The 20,864-nt window shown below is 30.9% G+C and carries 21 protein-coding genes and 1 riboswitch; of the genes, 4 read left to right on the forward strand and 17 right to left on the reverse strand.

Annotated features, from left to right (window positions below; genetic code table 11):
• Nucleotides 1–4 precede the first annotated feature (4 nt).
• The 6 genes from nifE to nifH form a co-directional block, all read right to left on the reverse strand.
• On the reverse strand, nt 5–1,342 hold the full coding sequence (gene nifE / locus J2Z42_RS03950) for a nitrogenase iron-molybdenum cofactor biosynthesis protein NifE (protein ID WP_209701079.1): 1,338 nt from the start codon (nt 1,340–1,342) through the stop codon (nt 5–7).
• 91 nt (nt 1,343–1,433) lie between these two features.
• Nucleotides 1,434–2,798, reverse strand: a complete 1,365-nt coding sequence (gene nifK / locus J2Z42_RS03955; protein WP_209701080.1) for a nitrogenase molybdenum-iron protein subunit beta — start codon at nt 2,796–2,798, stop codon at nt 1,434–1,436.
• Nucleotides 2,798–4,414 (reverse strand): nitrogenase molybdenum-iron protein alpha chain, encoded by a 1,617-nt coding sequence (gene nifD, locus J2Z42_RS03960; RefSeq protein ID WP_209701081.1) that lies wholly within the window; start codon nt 4,412–4,414, stop codon nt 2,798–2,800. Before nifD ends, nifK begins: the two co-directional genes overlap by 1 nt.
• A gap of 21 nt (nt 4,415–4,435) precedes the next feature.
• Complete coding sequence (locus J2Z42_RS03965) at nt 4,436–4,828, reverse strand: P-II family nitrogen regulator (RefSeq protein WP_209701082.1); 393 nt, start codon at nt 4,826–4,828, stop codon at nt 4,436–4,438.
• An 18-nt stretch (nt 4,829–4,846) separates the two neighbouring features.
• The gene (locus J2Z42_RS03970) at nt 4,847–5,173 is read right to left on the reverse strand and encodes a P-II family nitrogen regulator (RefSeq protein WP_209701083.1); all 327 of its coding nucleotides are present in this window, start codon (nt 5,171–5,173) and stop codon (nt 4,847–4,849) included.
• A gap of 143 nt (nt 5,174–5,316) precedes the next feature.
• A complete protein-coding gene (gene nifH / locus J2Z42_RS03975) occupies nt 5,317–6,135 on the reverse strand; it encodes a nitrogenase iron protein (RefSeq protein ID WP_209701084.1) in 819 nt (272 codons plus the stop codon).
• Nucleotides 6,136–6,590: 455 nt separating this feature from the next.
• On the opposite strand from nifH, the gene J2Z42_RS03980 reads away from it, so the two are divergent.
• Nucleotides 6,591–7,550: a substrate-binding domain-containing protein gene (locus J2Z42_RS03980; RefSeq protein ID WP_209701085.1), complete on the forward strand. Its 960-nt coding sequence runs from the start codon at nt 6,591–6,593 to the stop codon at nt 7,548–7,550.
• Between the two features lie 28 nt (nt 7,551–7,578).
• Here the strand turns inward: J2Z42_RS03980 and J2Z42_RS03985 are convergent, their stop codons facing one another.
• From J2Z42_RS03985 to J2Z42_RS04030, 10 genes are all read right to left on the reverse strand, one after another.
• On the reverse strand, nt 7,579–8,646 hold the full coding sequence (locus tag J2Z42_RS03985; protein ID WP_209701289.1) for a sulfate/molybdate ABC transporter ATP-binding protein: 1,068 nt from the start codon (nt 8,644–8,646) through the stop codon (nt 7,579–7,581).
• A 1-nt stretch (nt 8,647) separates the two neighbouring features.
• Entirely contained in the window at nt 8,648–9,334 is a 687-nt protein-coding gene (gene modB / locus J2Z42_RS03990; RefSeq protein ID WP_209701086.1) for a molybdate ABC transporter permease subunit, read from the reverse strand.
• A 40-nt stretch (nt 9,335–9,374) separates the two neighbouring features.
• Nucleotides 9,375–10,193: a molybdate ABC transporter substrate-binding protein gene (gene modA / locus J2Z42_RS03995; RefSeq protein ID WP_439897310.1), complete on the reverse strand. Its 819-nt coding sequence runs from the start codon at nt 10,191–10,193 to the stop codon at nt 9,375–9,377.
• Nucleotides 10,194–10,427: 234 nt separating this feature from the next.
• Nucleotides 10,428–11,561 (reverse strand): DUF1648 domain-containing protein, encoded by a 1,134-nt coding sequence (locus tag J2Z42_RS04000; RefSeq protein WP_209701087.1) that lies wholly within the window; start codon nt 11,559–11,561, stop codon nt 10,428–10,430.
• A gap of 10 nt (nt 11,562–11,571) precedes the next feature.
• Complete coding sequence (locus J2Z42_RS04005; protein ID WP_209701088.1) at nt 11,572–11,955, reverse strand: GntR family transcriptional regulator; 384 nt, start codon at nt 11,953–11,955, stop codon at nt 11,572–11,574.
• Nucleotides 11,956–12,099: 144 nt separating this feature from the next.
• Nucleotides 12,100–12,546, reverse strand: coding sequence for a hypothetical protein (locus J2Z42_RS04010; RefSeq protein WP_209701089.1), 447 nt, complete (start codon nt 12,544–12,546; stop codon nt 12,100–12,102).
• A gap of 118 nt (nt 12,547–12,664) precedes the next feature.
• Nucleotides 12,665–13,936 carry an NPN-dependent 2-hydroxyacid racemase, LarAH10 family gene (larAH10, locus tag J2Z42_RS04015; protein ID WP_209701090.1) on the reverse strand — a complete coding sequence of 424 codons (1,272 nt, stop codon included), beginning with the start codon at nt 13,934–13,936 and terminating at the stop codon, nt 12,665–12,667.
• A gap of 23 nt (nt 13,937–13,959) precedes the next feature.
• Nucleotides 13,960–14,772, reverse strand: a complete 813-nt coding sequence (locus tag J2Z42_RS04020) for a MetQ/NlpA family ABC transporter substrate-binding protein (protein WP_209701091.1) — start codon at nt 14,770–14,772, stop codon at nt 13,960–13,962.
• Nucleotides 14,773–14,892: 120 nt separating this feature from the next.
• Complete coding sequence (locus tag J2Z42_RS04025; protein ID WP_209701092.1) at nt 14,893–16,065, reverse strand: pyridoxal phosphate-dependent aminotransferase; 1,173 nt, start codon at nt 16,063–16,065, stop codon at nt 14,893–14,895.
• A 71-nt stretch (nt 16,066–16,136) separates the two neighbouring features.
• Nucleotides 16,137–16,239, reverse strand: a riboswitch (SAM riboswitch).
• A 72-nt stretch (nt 16,240–16,311) separates the two neighbouring features.
• A complete protein-coding gene (locus J2Z42_RS04030) occupies nt 16,312–17,190 on the reverse strand; it encodes a LysR family transcriptional regulator (RefSeq protein ID WP_209701093.1) in 879 nt (292 codons plus the stop codon).
• Between the two features lie 153 nt (nt 17,191–17,343).
• Here J2Z42_RS04030 and J2Z42_RS04035 point away from each other — a divergent pair, with 153 nt between their 5' ends.
• Together J2Z42_RS04035 and J2Z42_RS04040 are read left to right on the forward strand one after the other, a co-directional pair.
• Complete coding sequence (locus J2Z42_RS04035) at nt 17,344–18,180, forward strand: sulfite exporter TauE/SafE family protein (RefSeq protein ID WP_209701094.1); 837 nt, start codon at nt 17,344–17,346, stop codon at nt 18,178–18,180.
• Nucleotides 18,180–18,557 (forward strand): DUF1634 domain-containing protein, encoded by a 378-nt coding sequence (locus J2Z42_RS04040; protein ID WP_209701095.1) that lies wholly within the window; start codon nt 18,180–18,182, stop codon nt 18,555–18,557. Before J2Z42_RS04035 ends, J2Z42_RS04040 begins: the two co-directional genes overlap by 1 nt.
• Nucleotides 18,558–18,612: 55 nt before the next feature.
• Here the strand turns inward: J2Z42_RS04040 and J2Z42_RS04045 are convergent, their stop codons facing one another.
• Nucleotides 18,613–18,873 carry a SoxR reducing system RseC family protein gene (locus J2Z42_RS04045; protein ID WP_209701096.1) on the reverse strand — a complete coding sequence of 87 codons (261 nt, stop codon included), beginning with the start codon at nt 18,871–18,873 and terminating at the stop codon, nt 18,613–18,615.
• A 390-nt stretch (nt 18,874–19,263) separates the two neighbouring features.
• On the opposite strand from J2Z42_RS04045, the gene J2Z42_RS04050 reads away from it, so the two are divergent.
• Nucleotides 19,264–20,733, forward strand: a complete 1,470-nt coding sequence (locus tag J2Z42_RS04050) for an ISLre2 family transposase (RefSeq protein ID WP_209701097.1) — start codon at nt 19,264–19,266, stop codon at nt 20,731–20,733.
• Nucleotides 20,734–20,864 lie beyond the last annotated feature (131 nt).

The following is a 20,864-nucleotide window of genomic DNA, read 5'->3' on the forward strand; positions in this document are numbered from 1 at the left end:
TCTTTTATACATAATTCCAAACAGGACTATTTACCGTAAGGTCTATCTCTTTTGCAAAATTTATCGCACCTTGAAATCCACCAAGTATATGTTTTCTCTCATGATTATGGTCACAAAATGCAACTCCAAGTTTATATGCAAGTGGTCTTTCTTTAACTCCACCTACTAATATATCCGCTCCTTTTTCAACCATGAATTTTTCAAGTTCATAAGGATTGGCATCATCCAGTATTACAGTTCCCTCATTTGTAATCTTCTCGATTATATCGTAATCCTCAGGTTTACCTGTCTGAGTTCCAACCATAATAGTTTCTATACCAAGATCTCTAAACTGTTTTATAAGTGATATTGCTTTATATCCTCCCCCTACATATATAGCAGCTTTTTTACCAGTCAATCTTCTCCTATAATAATCTAATTCAGGTTGAATTTTTTCTTCTTCTTGCCTTATAAAATCTTCAGCTTTCTGTATCGTCTCTTCATTTCCCATAATATTAGCAATTTGAAGCAATGAATTTTCTGTGTCCTCCAATCCTACAAAACTTGTTTTTATAAATGGAATGTCATATAAACTTTCCATCTTTTTAGCTAAGTATCCCATAGAGCCTGCACATTGAACTATATTCAGCTTGGCTTCGGGGGCCTTTATTATCTCATCATATTTTCCATCACCTGTTAATTTGGAAACAATATCTATTCCTATTCTTTTCAAATAATTTTCTACCACCCAAACTTCACCTGCTAGATTGAAGTCGCCAAGATAATTGATTCCATTTACCTTCTTTTTGCTTTTTTTCTCGCCTATAAGTTTTATTATTGCATCACAGGCAGCTCTGTACCCCATTGATTTATTTCCAGAAAATCCAGGAGATTTTACCGGTATAACTCTTATCGAATACTTTTTCTCCGCCATTTTACAAACGGCATCTATATCATCACCAATAACCCCAACTATACAAGTTGCATATACAAAAATAACTTTGGGATGGAACTTCTCAACAATTTCATCAAGAGAATCCTTTAACTTTCTCTCTCCTCCAAATATGACATCTGTTTCGCTTAAGTCTGTAGAAAAACTATTTCTGAACAATTCAGAGCCACTACTCAAACTACCTCTAAGATCCCACGTATAAGCTGCACATCCTATAGGTCCATGAATCAAATGAAAGGCATCAGTTATAGGATTTAAGACTACTCTAGCTCCACAATACACACAGGCTCTCTGGCTGACTGCGCCCGATACACTGTTTTGATCACATTTAAGTTTGTTTTCATTATTTTTAGAATTGTAACATACAAATTCTTTTCTATCTTCTATAATTTCAGCTTTTCTATTTTCCATAAACTCGCCTCCAAAAGCCTTATTTAAAGTGGATGTCACACTAAGCATAATTTCTAAAAATTCTTAATGCGACATCCACAACAATTAGTTTTTATCTTACTACTTCAAAATCTTCTTCCGCACACTCTCTTTCTACCTTGTCAAGCATAACATTGCACATTGACTCAACAAGCTTTATTGCACCACAGTATCCAACCTTCGGAGTATATTGATGTCCATATCTGTCCATTACAGGAAATCCAAATCTAACGAATGGGATATCCTCTTCTCTTGCTATAAATTTACCATAAGTATTGGATATGAGCAGATCCACACCTTCATTTTTTATGAGCTGATGCATCTCAAAGAAATCACTATCAGCCTTAACAACTCCACCATCTATACCAGCATCGTCCATCATACTTTTGATTTTCTTTTCAAATATTGATCCCGGGGTACCTGTTATTACATATTTCGGTATCATACCTAAAGTTATAACAAACTGGGTAAGTGAAATAACCACATCAGGATCACCAACTATAGCTACTTTTTTACCATTGAAATATTGTGCACTATCAAGCATTAAATCAAGCAGTTGACCTCTTTCCTCCTCAAGTTCTTCGGGTACCTCCTTGCCGGTTAATTTAACTAACGTCATCAATAAATCATCCATAGCATCAATCCCTATAGGAGCTTCCAATGTCTCAAAAGGTACTTTGCACTTGGTTTCCAGTTTCTTAGCTGCATCCCCTGAAGCAAAACTTCCAAAGGCTATAGTTGCATCTGAATTTCCTGCATCTACTATATCTTCAATTTTTGTTCCACCTTTAGGGAATATTTTATAATCTCCTGTATTTGGAACATCAAATACTCCATTTGTATCAGGAAATATTATATATGGGATATCCATAAGTTTGAATATTCTCTTCATCTCTTTCATATCAGCAGGTCCAACAAATCCTGGTATTATATTGATCTTGTCGTTCTTCTTTCCGCTGTTAACTGAAAGATATTCAACCATACTTCTTACCATATTTGAAAATCCGGTAACATGTGATCCAACATAACTTGGAGTATTAGTATGAATAACTAATTTTCCTTCAGGTATTTCCATCTCTCTTATATAACTAGGCAAATCATCTCCTATAGTCTCTGACAAACAAGTTGTATGAATAGCTATTATATCTGGATTATACATTGCAAATATATTTTTAACAGCAGCTTTTACATTTGCCCCACCACCAAATACACAAGCACCTTCTGTAAATGAACTGGAGGAAGCCATTGCTGGTTCCTTGAAATGTCTTGAAAGTACCGTCCTGTGATAAGAACAACATCCCTGCGATCCATGACTGTGTGGCAAGCAATTGTGGATACCAAAAGCTGCATACATAGCTCCAACCGGCTGGCAAGTCTTGGCTGGATTTATTCTCAAAGCTTTTCTTTTAACTAATTCTTTTGGTGTTGCATCTAACATTATTTTTCACCTCCTGAAACTGCTACTTTTCCATCTAATAATGGCTGCTTTTTCCAAGGTGGAGTTAAATACTTCCATGCCGGAGTATATACTCCTCTTGCAAGTTCTCTAGCAAATATTACTGCTCCTTTAAATCCTGCATATGGTCCTGTATAGTCATAAGAATGAAGCTGTCTTGATAGAACTCCCATTTTTTCAATAACATATTTTTCTTTTACACCTGTCAAAAACATATCCGGATGTAATCTTTTTATAAAGCTTTCCAACTCATGTCCATTTATGTCATCTATTATTACAGTATTATTATCCATTTGCTTTTCAAGACCACCATAATAATTTAATGGCACACCTTCTGATTTAAGTACTTCTGCCCTCTCTTCAGGTATTATGACACGGTATTTTTCTTCATCTTTATGAACTGTTATTTCAGGTATATTTTTAGTATCTGCATCCATTTTTATTGTTGGAATAACTTCACTTCCTTCATAATCATCACGATGTCCAAATTCATGACCTGCAAGAATAGTCTTTATTCCAAGATCTTCAAGTAATACTTGATATGTTTGAGCTCTTGATCCTCCAACATACAAACAAGCCACTTTTCCCTCAAGTCTCTCCCTATAGTAATTTATATCATCTTCAATTTCTCCAATCTCTTCTGCAATGACAGCCTCTGTTCTTTTATACAAATCCGGATCATCAAAAACTTTAGCTAATTCTCTTAAAGTATCAATAGTTCCTTGTATGCCTATAAAGTTACATTTAATCCATGGAATTCCATACTTAGTTTCCATCATATTAGCTATATAGTTAATCGATCTATAACACTGTACTAAATTTACATCTGCCAAATTAGAATTTTGAATGTCTCCATAACTTGCATCACCAGTAAGAGTAGCGCTAACAGTATATCCTATTTTATTGAGAATTCTTTCAATTTCCCAGGAATCACCACCAATATTGTACTCACCAAGTAAATTAATAGAATACTTCTTGTGCTCACCTTTTCCAGTTCCAATTATGTCATTCATAACAGTATTATTTGCTATATGGTGTCCTGCTGATTGTGTTACACCTTTATATCCTTCGCAGTTGAATGCAAGTATTGGTATACCATATTTTTTTCTTGATGCAGCTGCAACTGCCTGTATATCATCACCAATAAGCCCAACAGGACATGTTGCATATACACCTACGGCCTTAGGATGGAAAATTTCAATTGCTTCATCTATCGCTTTCTGCAATTTATCAGCTCCACCAAAAACTATATTTTTTTCCTGCAGGTCAGTGCCAAAAACATATTCATTGAAATTTTGACCGCCTTCCTTAGGTTTTGATTTAAATCTTCTTCCACCCCAAGTATAAAAAGCGCATCCTACAGGTCCATGAGTTATATGAACCATATCTTTAATAGGTCCCATAACAACACCTTTACACCCAGCATAACAACAACCTCTAGATGTAATTACACCTGGTACAGTTCTTACATTCGCTGTAATAACTGGATTAGGATCTTCTTCTGTCTTTATGACAATGTGTTCTTTTCTCTTTTTATATGTTTTAGCAGGATATGGTTCTAAAACTTCATCAACAATTTTACTTAATTCATTTTTCATAAAATCATCCTTTCATAAAAACTAAATAGCTGCATCTCCAGTTTCTTCCGTTCTTATTCTTATAGCATCAGTAATCTTAGACACAAATATTTTTCCATCTCCAGGATTTCCAGTTTTATTTATTCCAATTATAGTATCTACAACTTCTTTTACATTTTCATCTTTGGCTAATATAATAATCATCCTCTTGGAAATCAATCTGTGAACTTCAGATATCTGCTCCATAATTTTTTTATTCGATACATCTGATATATCTTCCTCAGATATATAATCCTTGATTAAAGAAAAATCCACCTTTTTTTTACCCCGTCCAAGAACATCTTTACATGTAATAGAAGAAAAACTAGCTTTAGCAAGAGCATCTTTTGTTTTGCCTACCATATTCATCCTAATAATAGCAATAACTTCTTTCATTATGCATTCCTCCCTCTTCTACAATTCATTTGTACCTGAACTTATTGTATATGCTTCTTCTACAGGAGTTATAAATATCTTTCCATCACCAAAAGCTCCTTTATTACCAGTTTTTGCATTCTTGGTAATAATTTTTACAATATCATCCTTGTCATCATCTTTTATTACTATCAGAAGCATTTGTTTTGGTATCTCATCATAAAATATTTCTCCAACTTTTACTCCCCTTTGTTTGCCCCTGCCAACTACATCAAATTTAGTAACTGCAGGAAACCCAGCATCACACAATTCGGAAAGTACAGTTGTAACCTTTTCTGGTCTTATAATAGCTTTTACCATTAACATTTATTGAACACTCCCCTTTTTTATGTTAAACTATACATGGTTAAAATTTAATTATTAAATATTTTATATATATCTCTTTAATTGGCTCAAAATTAAAGGGATATTTATTTCTAGTTTATATTTTATAAATTTCATATTCATTTTTAATCCATAAGACCATGTTCCATTAATATGGCTTCTAGATCATCCTGTGCCATTGGTTTCGGTACTACAAACATGTCATTTCCATCTATAGCCTTGGCTAATGCTCTGTATTCGTCTGCTTGTTTAGCTTTTGGATCATACTGTATAACAGTTTGCTTGTTTATTTCTGCTTTTGTAACCTCTGGACTTCTTGGTACAAAATATATCAGCTGACTTCCCAGCTTTTTTGCAAATGCATCAAGTAACTCATATTCATTTTCAACTTTTCTGCTGTTGCATATTATACCGCCTAATCTAACTCCACCTGTATTTGCAAATTTAGCTATACCTTTTGATATATTATTTGCTGCATACATTGCCATCATTTCACCACTGGCTACTATATATATTTCCTGAGCTTTTCCTTCACGTATTGGCATTGCAAAACCTCCGCAAACAACATCACCTAATACATCATAAAAAACATAATCCAAATCATCAGTATATGCGCCTAATTGTTCAAGCATATTAATTGAAGTTATTATACCTCTTCCTGCACAGCCAACTCCTGGTTCCGGTCCACCAGATTCAACACACTTTATTTTTCCAAACCCACTCTTTAATATTGAATCCAGATCAACATCTTCACCTTCTTCTCTTAAGGTATCCAAAACTGTCTTCTGAGCTAGTCCACCTAAAAGCAATCTAGTTGAATCTGCCTTTGGGTCACATCCTACTACCATTATGTGCTTACCCATTTCTGCCAATCCTGCAGTAAGATTTTGCGTTGTAGTAGATTTTCCAATTCCACCTTTTCCATAAATAGCTACTTGTCTCATTTTCAACTCTCCTTACATTAATTAGATTTTTAAAATTTAATTTTGTAATTCAATTATTGTTTAATAATTTATAACAAAATATATCACACATATTTTAAAAATGCAATAGATTTTTGATAATTTATTAAAAATATACGCTATAAATAATTACATTGTTAAATTAGGCTCTTTTAATTGTTATTTTGTTAATTAGTCACTTATAATTTATTAAAAAATGTACTTTTTAAATTTTGTTTTGTTAAGTTTTATCTATTTATATAACGTTATATAACTACATATATATATGTAGTTACGTTTTGATTATTTTTATAACTATATATAAATTTAGTTTCATATTAAATAAAGTTGTATTTTTATTAGATATGTATTAAAATCATTATAATATTATACATATTTATAATTTATATAGTATTTTATTGACTATTTATTATATTTCTTATAAAAGGAGGTATTTTATGTTAGAGAACACAGCTTTAACACCACAAGAAGTAGCGGAAATGTTGAAAGTAGCTAAAAACACAGTTTATGAATTAATTAAAAGAGGGGAATTAAATGGTTATAAAGTTGGTAAAAAAATTAGAGTTGATTTAAAGGATGTGGAAAATTATAAAAATAAGACCAAGAATAATAAAACAATCCAATCTATTCCTATTAAAAATGACAGTTTACCATCTACAAATATTTTTTCTCAACAAGATTCAGGCAATGTTAACAATTTTATAATATGTGGTCAAGATGTACTTCTTGATATTCTATCCCGCTATATAGAACTTTATTCTCCTAATATTAGAACTTTCCGTTCATACGTTGGAAGTTACAATGGACTACTGGCTCTTTATCTTGGTAAAATACAAGTAGCTACTGCTCATTTGTGGGATGGAGACTCCGGACAGTATAATATACCTTTTGTAAGAAGATTGGTTCCCGGGATTCCAACAATAATAATTCATTTAGCCTGCAGAATGCAAGGTTTTTATGTCGCTAAAGGAAATCCTAAAAAAATTCAAGGCTGGGAAGATTTAAAAAGACATGATATAAACATAATAAATAGAGAAAAGGGATGTGGTACTAGAATTCTCCTGGATGAACACCTTCGTTTACTCAACATAGATGGAAAATCTATAAAAGGATATAATAAAGAATGTTTTTCCCACCTCGCAGTAGCAAGTACTGTAGCAAGAGGTGGTGCAAATTTGGCTTTGGGTAACGAAAAAACAAGTCTTCAAGTTAAAAATATAGATTTTATACCACTTCAAAAAGAAAGATATGAATTAGTTATAAAAAAAGAAGACCTTGATAAATCTCCATTTAAAACAATAATAAGTATATTGCGCTCAGATGAATTCAAATCTGAACTATTAGGAATAGGAGGATATGATCTCACAGAAACAGGTAATATTATAGCTGAATTGTAATTTGCAGCTATTAAAAATATTCTATAGTTTATCTGACCAATAATAAAATTTTTTCTGGAGGAATTTTTATATTCCACGGTTGATTTTTCTTTTTCAATCGATTCCAGGTTTCCTTTTCAATTTCAAGGTGTAAACTCTTAGTTCTAGTATAAGTTTTGTCACCCAGAATATCTAAATATACGGAAACAGTAAACGGACTTTCGATTACATGATTAAGGCAGCATTTAAAAGTATTTTCCAGATCACCTTTATCATCAAAGCTTATGTAATGTGCTCTAATAGCTGCATAAGATCTAACATCTTTTATTTTTTCAGCAACTTTGAGTGTACATCCCCAATCTAAAGCCTCTATTGTAGTATCATCTATTATTTTTATTTTTGATATATTTTTGCATCCGGTAAGTACAGCAGTTGAAAGAGTTTGTGGAGTTTTAAATATATATTCTCTATCACCATAGACATCTACAGATCCATTATTGATTACCGCAATATCTTCGCATATACGATATATCTCATCCCTATTATGAGATACAAATACTGTTGAGCCTGAATAATTATCCAGTATATTCACAAGTTGTTCTTCCATCTTGTTTCTTAAGTGGCTATCTAAAGCTGAAAAGGGTTCATCTAATAATAATATTTCAGGCTCTACAGCCAATGCTCTTGCAATAGCTGTCCTCTGCTGCTGACCTCCTGACAGCTGACTTGGAAATCTATTTTCAAGACCTGAAAGGTTCATCATGCTTATTTTTTCACTTACTATTTTCATCTTTTTATTATTATCCATATTATCTAGTGCAAAACCTATATTTTGACTTACAGTCATATTTGGAAACAATGCATAATTTTGAAATAAAAATCCCACTTTTCTATTTCTAATTGGCATGTTTATTCTCTTTTTAGAATCAAATAGAATTTTTTCATTCACAACTATTTTACCTGTATCAGGTGTTACAAGACCTGCTATGCATCTAAGTATCATACTTTTTCCTGATCCTGAAGCCCCAAGCAATCCCAAAATATTATCTTTTGTACAAAATTTAACTTTTAGATTAAATCCATTCAATTTTTTTTCAATATCAACATAAAGCCCCATTTTACCTTCTCCTGAATCCATACATATTTTCCTGTTGATGAGTATTCCAATAATTCATTAAAAACATTACTAAAGTAGAAATTATTACAATCAATATAACCCACATAAGAGCTATGTTCATGTCCCCATTTTCAGCTGCAAAATAAATGGCTAATGGAATTGTCTGAGTTTTATTTGGTATATTTCCGGCTACCATAAGTGTAGCTCCAAATTCACCAAGAGCTCTTGCAAAAGAAAGGACTGTAGCTGCTGCAATTCCGGGACGTGCCATCGGAATCATAACTTTCCAAAATATCTTCCACTCGGATACGCCCAGCGTCCTTGCAGCATTTATTACATTATTATCTATCTGTTCAAAAGCACCTTTAGTTGTCCTGTACATTAAAGGAAATGCTACAACAACAGCTGCCAAAACTGCTGCAGGCCAAGAAAAAATTAATGTAGTTCCAATCTTTAAAAGAAGTTTCCCAATAGGTCCATTTTTACCCAGAATGAGCAGCAGGAAAAATCCAGCTACTGTAGGTGGGAGTACAAGAGGCAATGTAAATATAGTATCCAGTATACTCTTGAACCTACCATTGTAAGTTGTCATCCAGTAAGCAGTCACAATCCCTATAAAAAATACTATTACAACAGCCGTAAAAACAGTTTTCAATGAAATCCATGCTGGTGAAACATCAAATACCATTCTATACTCCCCCTATTGATTAAATGGACTAAATAGTTAGTTATTTTCCAACATTAAATCCATACTTTTCAAATACTTTTTTTGCTTCATCTCCTGATAAATAATTAATAAATTCCTTAGCTTCATCCATATTTTTACTGCCTTTAATTACTGCTGCAGGATATATCACATCTTTATGTGAATCCTTAGGTGCAGAAGCAACAACTTTTACTTTGTCTGATACAAGTGCATCTGTCTTATATACTATTCCTGCATCTACATCACCAGTTTCGACCCATGTTAAAACCTCTTTTACGTCCTTTCCATACACAGCTTTTGATTTAACATTGTCAAGAATTTTTAAATTTTTAAGTACATCCTGCGAATATTCTCCAACAGGTACACTTTTAGGTTCACCAAGCGCTACTTTTTTAACATTATCGTCTGTCAAATCATCAAAATTTTTAACTTTGGTCGAATTCTTAGGAACAATAAGCACTATATCATTCTTCAACAAATTTTTAACCGTAGTATTTACAAGTAGATTTTTATCTTTGAGTAAATTCATCTGCTTTACTGCAGCAGATATAAATATATCCACAGGAGCTCCCTGTTCAATTTGTTGTTGAAGTGTTCCCGATGCTCCAAAATTATAAGTAATAGTTACATTAGAATGTTTCTTGATATAAAGTTGTTTTATCTCATTCATAGAATCTTTTAAACTAGCTGCAGCAGATACAGTCAACTTAATAGATTTTTGTGTTGATTGTCCTGAACTTTCATTTTTTGAATTTTGATTTGTACTTCCACATCCAACTGATAAAATAATTGTAATAGTCAAAAGCAAAGCAGTAAATAAACCTCTTTTAAATTTGTTCACTATAATTCCTCCCTATTTTAATTTTATTCAGATTTTTAAGTATAATATAAGATGACATAATGATATATAAACAAATCAATTTTCATTTATAATATTGTTATGTCACATATTATAAATGAAAATTGATAATATATCAAGCTATTTTTTGATAATTGTGTAATTAACATATGATATATTTATCGAAATAATAATATACTTTTTGTTAATATTATTTTCTTTTAATTTTTATTAATATTATCTTCTAGCATAACTTGCTATAACTACAATAACTATAGTAAATATAATCATTCCTATATATATAGCCATTCCAAGTGGTCTCCCCGCATTTATAGTCCACCCTACTCCAAATCTTTTTTCTATAAAAAGTGATGGATCGTCCGGATTATAATAAATAGTATTAGCAACTTTCCAATATCTATCATCATCTCTGGAACTACTATCAAATTTGCTATTTTCATCTTCACCTTTAAGCTTTATATTACTTCCACCTTGACCTAACTTTATAGAAAGTAATATTGTACTAGTTAACGTAATAACTAAAAATCCAATAATAATTACATTTATAATTTTATTATTTATATCAACTACTCTAAATATTTGAAGAGTACCCACAGTAAGAATTAGATTAGTTAATATTGAAAAAATAGCTATATATTTTGACCATGCTCTTCTAAAAATTCTATTTTTCTTTACAGAACCTTCTGGATCTTGATGATTTATCTGCTGTTTTGACCAACCTATACTTTTATATACTATAAAAAATAGAATAGTAGTAAAAATTTCAGTTCCAGGCATTTCCCAAATTAACATTTTAGATTTAATTTGGTAGCCTGTTATATTTCCTGATAAATCCCAGTGAGTAGGAACTTTATTTGGTAATAAATTATAGTATTTATAGCTTAAAACTATATTTATAATAATGATAATTACTGAAATCAAGAAAATCCATGGTGTTACCAAGTTTTTGTTTTTTTCTTTTGAAAAATTAGTATCAATAATTACAGATTGTTTATTTCCCTTAAGCCATCCTTTTTCAATCTTAAGTTTTTTTACAGCTTTGTTTGATATCATATACACTAAAAACATAACAAATATAAATGCAAATGTTGTAAAAAGAATCATAATTACATTAGGAAACATATAATTTAAAATGCTAAATATTACTATAACAGGAATCCCTATTATTAAATTATTTGTTATAAATTTTTTTTCTATATCCTTGATTTCTGAAGAATTTACCTCATTTTCCGGTATCCTTATTCCAAATTTAATTTCCTTTCTGGTAAACTTTGGGGTAAAAATCCCCATTATAAGCATTACTATAAATATAAAGAATAAATATATACTCATAAATAAATTTTCATTCATAATAATTCACCTACCTACTTTCATCATATTTATTAAATATACTACTGCATAAATTTAAAATATCTTCAATTTTGTTTCCTCTTAAATAAGCTTCTGATATTAAATAAGTCAATTCATCTTTAAATTTTTTATTAAATTCTTCAGTACTTTCAGGAAGAATGTCTCTAACTACTGCTCCAGTTCTCCTGTCTATATTCAAATATCCATCTGTCTTTAAGGCATTATACGTTTTATTTACTGTATGAAGATTTATACCTATATCTTCTGCCATTTGTCTTACAGACGGAAGACTTTCTCCTAATTTTAAACTGCCAGAAGCTATTCCTTCTATTATTTGTCTTCTAAGTTGCTCATATATCGGCATCTCAGACTCGAAATCTATTTCTATTATCATAAAGTACCTCCTTTTCTACTTGTTATATATAATATATAACAAGTATTATAAAATAGCAACAGATTTATAAAAAAAATCTGCAAATAACTTTATAAAAAGTATCTACAGATTTAAAAACATTATTAGCAATTTAACTTTTCAATTTTAGCCGGAAATTCCACTTGAAAGACCAGCTGACAATACCATTATCATTAAAATAGGCAAACTGTCACATATAACCCAAAGTACTATGAGAAGTGCCATGGTTAACTTCTTATACCTATTATATATATGTAAAATAACATTGTATATAAAAAATAAGTTAGTAAGTATAAATGTCAAAAATATTGGAACAGGACTGGCTAATCCATATACAATCACCACATGAAGTATAATTATTAAAAATAAAATAGTAATTAAAAAAGCACTTATTTTTAATCCATCCCTATTCTTGATATTTTTAAATATGATAAATCCATCATATATACACATTAATATAGGTATAATTGCAATAAATTGAAGTTTATTAATAAAAAAATAAGCCGAAGTTATAAATGCTGAAAAACATAATAATTTTATGTTAAAATTTAAATTAGTATTTTTAAGTTTCATCATGATATCTCCTATAATTATTTTAATTTATATTTTGAAATTACTTTATAATAGTATATCACAAATCAACCATCATAAAAATTTACATACAGTAAAAATTTTTTTCTATTTTATTAGTTTATACAGGGAGAGTACTTCCTCCATATGGCATAAGCACTACATTTGGATTTTCACCTGCTAATTTATATGCTGTCTTAACAGCTTCATCTAATGATTTTACAGGAGTAAATCCAAATTTTTTAACTACATCATCATCAAGAGAAGATAAAAGTAATACTTTTCTCGTTTTAGCTGCATACAATGTTTTATAAGCAGCATAACCTGGTACAGTAAAATTTTGTTTTAATGCTGTTTCCATGTCATCTAATGTTTCATATTTAAACCACTGCATGAATTCATCTGCTCCAAGTCCTTCGACACATTGTGATAATAATATAAGAACACTTCCATCTTTACCTGAATAAAGGCTATTATCAATAGTTTTCACAGATTGATATAAGTTTATATCCTTTGGATATCCACCAGCTGATGCAATAGTAATATCTGACCTATTTTCTAATTTTATGCCATATAAATCTCTAGTAGTATTGCACCCTTCAAGCCATGCTTTTTCAAAATCACCTGCTGCAAATTGTATAAAGTTTCCGTCTGAGTCAAGTACAGCATTTATCAGGAAGTCTGGAGAAACTTTTCTACATATTTCTGTAATATCCTCTCGCATAGGGTTTCCCTTAATTTTATTTGCTCTAGCATTTAAATTTAATCCTGAATGTTCTCCTTTATTAAAAACCAATCTATGGTTATGCTGAACAGTTTCAATGCCAGCTACTCCTGGAACTACACTTTTGGCTCCTCCTCCAAAGCCAGCAAATAAGTGAAATGTAATTCCACCTACAAGTATTACCCTATCAGAGTTAATAACCGCCTTATTTATATATGCAGGAGTGCCTAAACTTGATGTCCCTATGTACTCCAATTCATCATTATTTCTGCTGTCATGATTGAATACTTTTATTCTAGTATAAAGTTCTTCCCCTACAATAATCTTCTTTTCTTCTTCTGTAGCAGGTCTATGAGTTCCTACTGCAACTATAGCAGAAATATCCTCATCCTTAACCCCTATTGAATTTAAATAATCAACTATATGTATCAAAAACTTACCCGTTTTAACCCATGCTCTAGTAATATCCGAAACTACAAATAATACCTTTTCGCCAGGTTTGATTATATCCTTTAAAGGTTTTGTACCTGTAGGATTTTCAATAGATTTAATAATTTCGCTTTTTACATCTTTAATATAATCTGATTTATTGGGAAGAACATTATTTATCCTTCCTTCCAAATCTATTTCAATTTCATCTTTTCCATATTTAAAATTATATTTACTCAATTTTATTCCTCCTGTTTATACTGCTAGAATACTGCTATAACCGATCCTTTAAAATGTTCATTTATAAATTTCTTAACTTCATCCGATTGATATATTTTAATTAATTTTTTTACATTTTCAGCATTTTTATTATCCTGTCTTGCAGCTATAATATTAACCCATGGTGAATCCTTTGGTTCCTTGAATATTGCATCTTTATTTGGATCCAATTTAGCCTCTATCGCATAATTAGTATTTATTACTGCAACTGCAACATCATTTAATGAACGTGGAACCATTGGTGCTTCAAGCTCTAGAAATTGAATTTTTTTAGGATTTTGTACTATATCTTTTTTTGTTGCTTTTAAGCCAACTCCACTTTTCAATTTTATAACCTTACCTTTTTCCAAAAGTGCAAGCGCTCTAGCTTCATTAGTAGGATCATTTGGTAGAGAAATTTTGTCTCCTTCTTTAAGTTTATCCAAAGATTTTATCTTGCTTGAATATACTCCCATTGGAAAAGTTACAGCATTTGCAACCTTAACCAAATTCATATTATGATCCTTGTTAAATTGTTTTAGATATGGTTCATGTTGAAATATATTAACATCTATCTGTTTTTCATTTAGCTGCGTATTTGGCTGAACATAATCATTAAAGCTAGTATATTCTACATCCAATCCCTGTTTTTTTGCAACCTCTTTAACCTTTTGTATTATCTCTTCGTGAGGGCCTGCTGTAACTCCCACTTTAATTGTATCTGATTTAGCATCAGATTTTCCAGAGGTGCTTCCGCATCCTGCAAATATACCTAATGCTAAAGTTAATGATAATAAAACTCCGCCTATTCTTTTCATAATATAGTCATCTCCTTATTTTGTATAACTCTTTATATTAATAATACTTTAGTGAATATAATGAATATTAAAAAAATAATAAAATTAATGATTTATCGAACTATTAATCAATTCTTATTCTTATTCTTTATAAAACTTAGCTTTTTCCTTGAGTGTCTTTAATCTTTCAATAGCTTTTAAAAGAGTTTCATCTTTCTTTGCAAAATGAAATCTTATCAAATAATTTATATCTTCTTTAAAGAAACTTGAACCTGGAACAGCTCCTACTCCTACTTCTTTTGCAAGCCATTCGCAGAATTTCAAATCATTTTTTACATTAAATTCTGAAACATCCACTATAACATAGTAGGCTCCCTGAGGTTTAACATATTTAAGACCAGCTTCATCCAATCCTTTAAGGAATAAATCTCTTTTCCTTGTATAAAGATTTTTAAGTTTTTCATAGTACTCATCAGGCAGCTTAAGTCCTGTTACAGCTGCTTCTTGAAGTGGTGCTGCCGCTCCTACTGTTAAAAAGTCATGAACTTTTCTTATATTTTCTATTATTCTCTTGTTTCCTATAACATACCCAAGTCTCCAACCTGTTATAGAATAAGTTTTCGAAAGAGAACTACAGCTTAAGGTTCTATCAAACATACCTGGAAGTGATGCAAAATAAATATGCTTGTACGGATCCATTACTATATGCTCGTACACTTCATCTGTTATTACAAAAGTATCATATTTTTCAGCTAAACTTGCAATATATTTAAGCTCTTCCAAAGTAAATACTTTTCCTGTTGGATTAGATGGATTACAAAGTATAAGAGCCTTTGGTTTTTGTTTAAAAGCATCTTCAAGTTGTTCTTTATCAAAAGAAAACTCAGGTGGATTAAGTGGTACATATATAGGAACAGCTCCGCTTAATATTGCATCTGCTGCATAGTTTTCATAAAAAGGAGAAAAAACTATAACCTTATCTCCCGGGTCACAAACTGTCATGACACATGCCATCATAGCTTCAGTGCTTCCACAAGTAACTGCTATTTGAGTTTCCGGATCAATGTCAATTCCCATAAATCTTTTCTGCTTTTCTGCAAGAGCTTCTCTAAAATTTTGTGCACCCCAGGTAATCGAATACTGGTGTGGTCCTTTATCTGCTGCAACTTTAAGTGCCTCTCTTATTTCTTTTGGAGGATCAAAATCAGGAAAACCCTGAGATAAATTAATAGCTCCATATTTATTAGATATTCTTGTCATTCTCCTTATAACAGAATCCGTAAAATTAATCAATTTACTACTTAATTCAGGCAAAATAAACGCATCCTTTCAAAAATTGTTTTAATATGTAAAAAACCCTCTTTACGATAAAAGAGGGTCACGCTCTCTTATCTCTCAGTTTAAAACTGCAGGAATTAGCACCTGGCAAATAACTTTGCTGGTTGCTGGGTTTCATAGGGCCTTTCCCTCCACCTCTCTGGATAAGAATAAATCTATTTAATTTTAATATTATAGTTACGTTTTATATGCATATTATTATATTCTTTGTATATAATAAAGTCAACAGTCTTTTACATTTGAAATCATATTTAAAAAATTCTTTCCAGCAGTAGACATATATCTGTTTTTTTCACATATTGCAGCTATACAAGTTTCCAAAGTCGGCTCATTAATTATTTTATAAATAAGCCCTGGAGCCTTTATAAGTTCAATAGCCGTTTTAGGGACCATTGCAATTCCAATGCCTGATTCTGCCCACAAAAGAGTTGTTCTTGCATCATCACATTTGCATATTATTTCTGGTACAAAATTATTATCATAACAACATTTAAATATAATTTTTTCAAACCGTCTATATATAATAAGCGGTTTACTTTTAAGGTCTTTTAAGCATATGAACTTTTTACCATCAAACCAGCCAGAGTCATCTTTAAAAACAGCTATCATAGGCTCCTTTGAAAAATATTCTATGCTTAATCCCTGAGAATTAAATGGAGTCCTGACTATACCGATTTGTATTATTCCCCTGTTTAACATTTCCAGTATATTATATGTATTTCCTTCCCATATTTCAAAATTTATATTTGGGTACTTTTTGTTAAAATTCTCTATTATATCCGGTAAAAGTGCAGCTCCCGAAGATGACACAGTACCAATAGATAGTGTTCCACGTGCTCCTTTATTAAAATCTTTTAGCTCTTTTGTCGCAGTATCCACAAGCTCAAGTATTTGCTCTGCTCTATTTTTTAATATCTCTCCCGCATCTGTTAGATGAATTTTTCTGCTTCCCCTGTCCATAAGTTTTATTCCAAGCTCTTTTTCAAGGAGCTTCAAATGATAACTTAAAGGCGGCTGAGCTATATTAAGTTTTTTAGCTGCACCTGTTATTTTTCCTTCTTCTGCAATTGCAAGAAAATACTTAAGCTGTTTAATATCCATTTTAATATCACCTTTCAAATTTTAATAAACAACAAATTTAATATACAATTTTTATATATTATCGATATATATTTAATATTTTTAATATACATACATACTTGATATAATAATAATTGAAAGTTAGAATTTATTCAATGTAAAGGAGATGACATTTTGTCAATATTCGCTATAAAAATACTGCTAATATCTATTGTAGCAGGCATAGCAGGGTCTATTCTCGGCCTTGGTGGGGGAACTGTGGTAACTCCCGCTTTAACTCTCCTATTTGGAGTTGATATAAAATATGCCATAGGAGCCAGTATAATTTCAGTAATCGCCACATCAAGTGGTGCGGCTGTTGCTTACGTAAGAGACGAAATGACAAATATAAGGGCTGCCATGTTTCTTGAAATAGCAACAACCGTAGGTGCTATAACAGGAGCATTTTTAGGAAGTCTGGTAAATGCAAATTATTTATATGTAGTATTTGGAATATTTCTTTTATATTCTGCATATGCCATGTTTAAAAAAGGGAAAAGCGAACTTCCTGAAAATGTTGTAGAACATCCACTGGCAAAAAAGTTGAATTTAAATGGTAAATACTATGACATTGCCCTAAAGAAAACTGTTGAATACAAGGTAGCTAATATTCCAGCCGGTTTCAGCGTAATGTACGGTGCCGGAATTATGTCTGGACTATTGGGTATAGGAAGTGGAAGTTTTAAAGTTATGGCTCTTGATTTATTTATGAAGCTTCCAATGAAAGTATCAAGTGCTACAAGTAATTTTATGATGGGAGTTACTGCTGCTGCCAGTGCCGGAGTATACTTTTTAAGGGGTACCATAGATCCAAAAATTGCGGCTCCTGTTGCTCTTGGAGTTCTTATAGGTGCTACTGTAGGTGCAAGAATTATGCAGCATATGAATAGTAAAACCATAAGAAGAATATTTATACCTTTTCTGGTATACATAGCACTTCAAATGGCTTATAAAGGAGTGATGGGATTATAATGGATGAAGGTAAACTTTCAAAAATTGAAGAAAATGTAAAAGAAATGGATCTTGTAATAAGCACATTTTTAAGAATAGGCATTTTAACCAGTTCCGTAATTATACTCACCGGACTCTTAATGTTTTTGATTTCAGGGAAAAGCGGTTATCCTGGAACTTCATATCCAACCCACCCCATGGATGTATTTAAAGGATGCTTGAATCTTAAACCATATGCCATCATAATGTTAGGACTAATGGTATTGATAGCGATACCTGTACTCAGAGTTGCTGTTTCCATAATAGTGTTCTTCAAAGAAAAGGATTTCTTATACGTAAAAATCACAACTGCCGTACTTATCATACTAATTATAAGTTTTTTTATGAGCAAAGTTTAATACAAAAATGGATGCTTTTCAATATATGCATCCATTTTCTTCTTACAAATTTCTATTACATATCATCCCAGGTAATCTTCTCCTGATCTTCATCTACTACAGCAGATTTATCAAATAATTTTATAAGTATAACTGCTATTATAAATGCAGCTGCACCTCCTATAACCTCTGAAACTTTAATAGATAACCCAGCCGATTTTCCAATATACCAACCTAAAAATGTTCCTATAAATACAGAAAGTATAGGTAAAATAAAAAGCATAAATGCCGCAGCAAGCATATTGGTTTGTTTTTTATCCGAACCTTTTTTAGTCATTTCCACTCACTCCTTGTAAATTGATGCTTAACTTTTTAGTTAATAGTTAAAAGTGAAGAATTAATAGTTAATGTATATAAAAATTGTATAGTAATTCAAGATAAATTACCATACAATTTTCAAACTTTATATTAAATAAATATTTTTATGTTTATTTATAAGATATATAATTATATTAATAAAAGTAAAACAACTTTAGGAATATTAAAAAAGGAGACTTGAAGTAATGAAAAATAATTTTCCACTTTCAGAATTGTGTAAGTAAAATATTTTTAGGCAAAAAATAAGGAAGGCCCACCAGCAATTACCTCGCCGGTAGGCCTTTAATTCATACTAAAATCCTTTTATAATAGTTTTACCATAAAAAAACATAAAGAAAGGAGTATTAGTATGAATAATATTATTTTAAATCATGATAGAGTAAATTTCAATGAAATTGAGAAGGTAGTTTTTGGAATCGTTTGTGAAGCAGGCTTATCAATTGTTAAAGGGCTAATGGAAAATTTAGATGAAGAGTTATTCAACAGCAGAGATAAAAAGAAATATAGATATAAATTTAAAACACAAAAGACTATTCAAACTGTTATGGGAGATTTAACTTTTCAAAGAAGATATTATATAGACAAGCATACAAGAGAAGGAATATGTCTTTTGGACAATATTTTAGATTTAGACACTATAGGAAGAACAAGTTTAAATCTTGTTGAAAGAATTATTGACAATGCAGTTGACAATTCTTATAGAGAAAGTGCTAGAAAAATAGAAAATACAACAGTAACTAAAGTAAGCCATCAAACTATAAAAAATAAAGTAGATTTTGTAGGAACAGCCATTGAAAAGCTTGAAAATGTAAGGGTTGAAAAATATCTGAATAATGAACTTAAAGGAGAGAAAGAATCTAAAATACTTTTTGAAGAAAAAGACGGAGTCTTCTTGAGAATACAGGGAAAGAAACATAAGCAGGAACTTAAGCTAGCAAAGGTATATGAGGGTTGGCGTAAATATAATGAATCATATCATACTGTAGGTACCTGTTATTATGCAGGATATGAAGGCACTGAAGCTTTTGATAGCATTATTAATAGTGGCATAGCTGAAGTATATAATGAAGATGGAATTCAATATATAATATTAAATGGAGATGGAGCATCCTGGATTAGTGCTGAAACAGAAAATAGCTTAAATAAGATCTATCAATTAGATTTGTTTCATATATATCAAAAAGCTAATCGAAAGATAAAAAATAAAGAAGCTAGAAAGAAAATTAAAAAACTATTAAAGAAAAAGAAATATGCTGAAACTATAGAAAAACTCAAAGAATTTATAGATAAAGAAACTGATGAAAAAGCTAAGGAAGAATTAAAAGAAGTATTTAACTATTATAATAATAACTTTGATGCACTGATCAGATATCAAGATAAAAAGGATATTTTCTTACCTCAACCCCCTGACGGGATAGAATTTAAAGGATTAGGTACAATGGAGAGTAGTATAAGAAATGTGCTAGTTTTAAGAATGAAAAACAATGGAACTGCTTGGTCTATAAGTGGTGCAAATCATATGAGCAAACTTCTTTGTCTTAAACATTCTGGAGATTTACATGAACAGCTTAAGAAAATACTAAAAAATAGCAAAGTCGTAGACTTCATAGATATAAATAAAATGATTATAGATAAGTTAAATGAGTCTAAAAGAACCATAAGTGACGAAGTTAAAATACTTTTAAAGCAGCAGAAAAAGCCTACAAAGTATAATGAAAATATACAAAGCAGTATACTATATGGACAAGGCAAAGTTACAAGAATGCAACAAATATTAAAGGGTCTATCGACCTTTGATTTTATGAGTAAAATACTATAAATGTAATAATTTATTAAAAAAGCACTTAAAATACAATAGTATAAGTCTGCCAAAAATAAAAAAGGCAAAATATTGGTAATGAAGAAAAATTTGCGCCATATAAATTTTTACTGTGACGACGAACTCCATTT

The sequence above is a fragment of the Clostridium algifaecis genome, from assembly GCF_017874415.1.
GTDB lineage: Bacteria > Bacillota > Clostridia > Clostridiales > Clostridiaceae > Clostridium_B > Clostridium_B algifaecis.

What these genes read in the sequence shown, in the direction of transcription:
- nifE (WP_209701079.1), bottom strand. Translation starts at nt 1,342, where the DNA reads ATGGAAAATAGAAAAGCTGAAATTATAGAAGATAGAAAAGAATTTGTA.
- nifK (WP_209701080.1), bottom strand. Translation starts at nt 2,798, where the DNA reads ATGTTAGATGCAACACCAAAAGAATTAGTTAAAAGAAAAGCTTTGAGA.
- nifD (WP_209701081.1), bottom strand. Translation starts at nt 4,414, where the DNA reads ATGAAAAATGAATTAAGTAAAATTGTTGATGAAGTTTTAGAACCATAT.
- J2Z42_RS03965 (WP_209701082.1), bottom strand. Translation starts at nt 4,828, where the DNA reads ATGAAAGAAGTTATTGCTATTATTAGGATGAATATGGTAGGCAAAACA.
- J2Z42_RS03970 (WP_209701083.1), bottom strand. Translation starts at nt 5,173, where the DNA reads ATGTTAATGGTAAAAGCTATTATAAGACCAGAAAAGGTTACAACTGTA.
- nifH (WP_209701084.1), bottom strand. Translation starts at nt 6,135, where the DNA reads ATGAGACAAGTAGCTATTTATGGAAAAGGTGGAATTGGAAAATCTACT.
- J2Z42_RS03980 (WP_209701085.1), top strand. Translation starts at nt 6,591, where the DNA reads ATGTTAGAGAACACAGCTTTAACACCACAAGAAGTAGCGGAAATGTTG.
- J2Z42_RS03985 (WP_209701289.1), bottom strand. Translation starts at nt 8,646, where the DNA reads ATGGGGCTTTATGTTGATATTGAAAAAAAATTGAATGGATTTAATCTA.
- modB (WP_209701086.1), bottom strand. Translation starts at nt 9,334, where the DNA reads ATGGTATTTGATGTTTCACCAGCATGGATTTCATTGAAAACTGTTTTT.
- J2Z42_RS04000 (WP_209701087.1), bottom strand. Translation starts at nt 11,561, where the DNA reads ATGAATGAAAATTTATTTATGAGTATATATTTATTCTTTATATTTATA.
- J2Z42_RS04005 (WP_209701088.1), bottom strand. Translation starts at nt 11,955, where the DNA reads ATGATAATAGAAATAGATTTCGAGTCTGAGATGCCGATATATGAGCAA.
- J2Z42_RS04010 (WP_209701089.1), bottom strand. Translation starts at nt 12,546, where the DNA reads ATGAAACTTAAAAATACTAATTTAAATTTTAACATAAAATTATTATGT.
- J2Z42_RS04020 (WP_209701091.1), bottom strand. Translation starts at nt 14,772, where the DNA reads ATGAAAAGAATAGGCGGAGTTTTATTATCATTAACTTTAGCATTAGGT.
- J2Z42_RS04030 (WP_209701093.1), bottom strand. Translation starts at nt 17,190, where the DNA reads ATGGATATTAAACAGCTTAAGTATTTTCTTGCAATTGCAGAAGAAGGA.
- J2Z42_RS04040 (WP_209701095.1), top strand. Translation starts at nt 18,180, where the DNA reads ATGGATGAAGGTAAACTTTCAAAAATTGAAGAAAATGTAAAAGAAATG.
- J2Z42_RS04045 (WP_209701096.1), bottom strand. Translation starts at nt 18,873, where the DNA reads ATGACTAAAAAAGGTTCGGATAAAAAACAAACCAATATGCTTGCTGCG.
- J2Z42_RS04050 (WP_209701097.1), top strand. Translation starts at nt 19,264, where the DNA reads ATGAATAATATTATTTTAAATCATGATAGAGTAAATTTCAATGAAATT.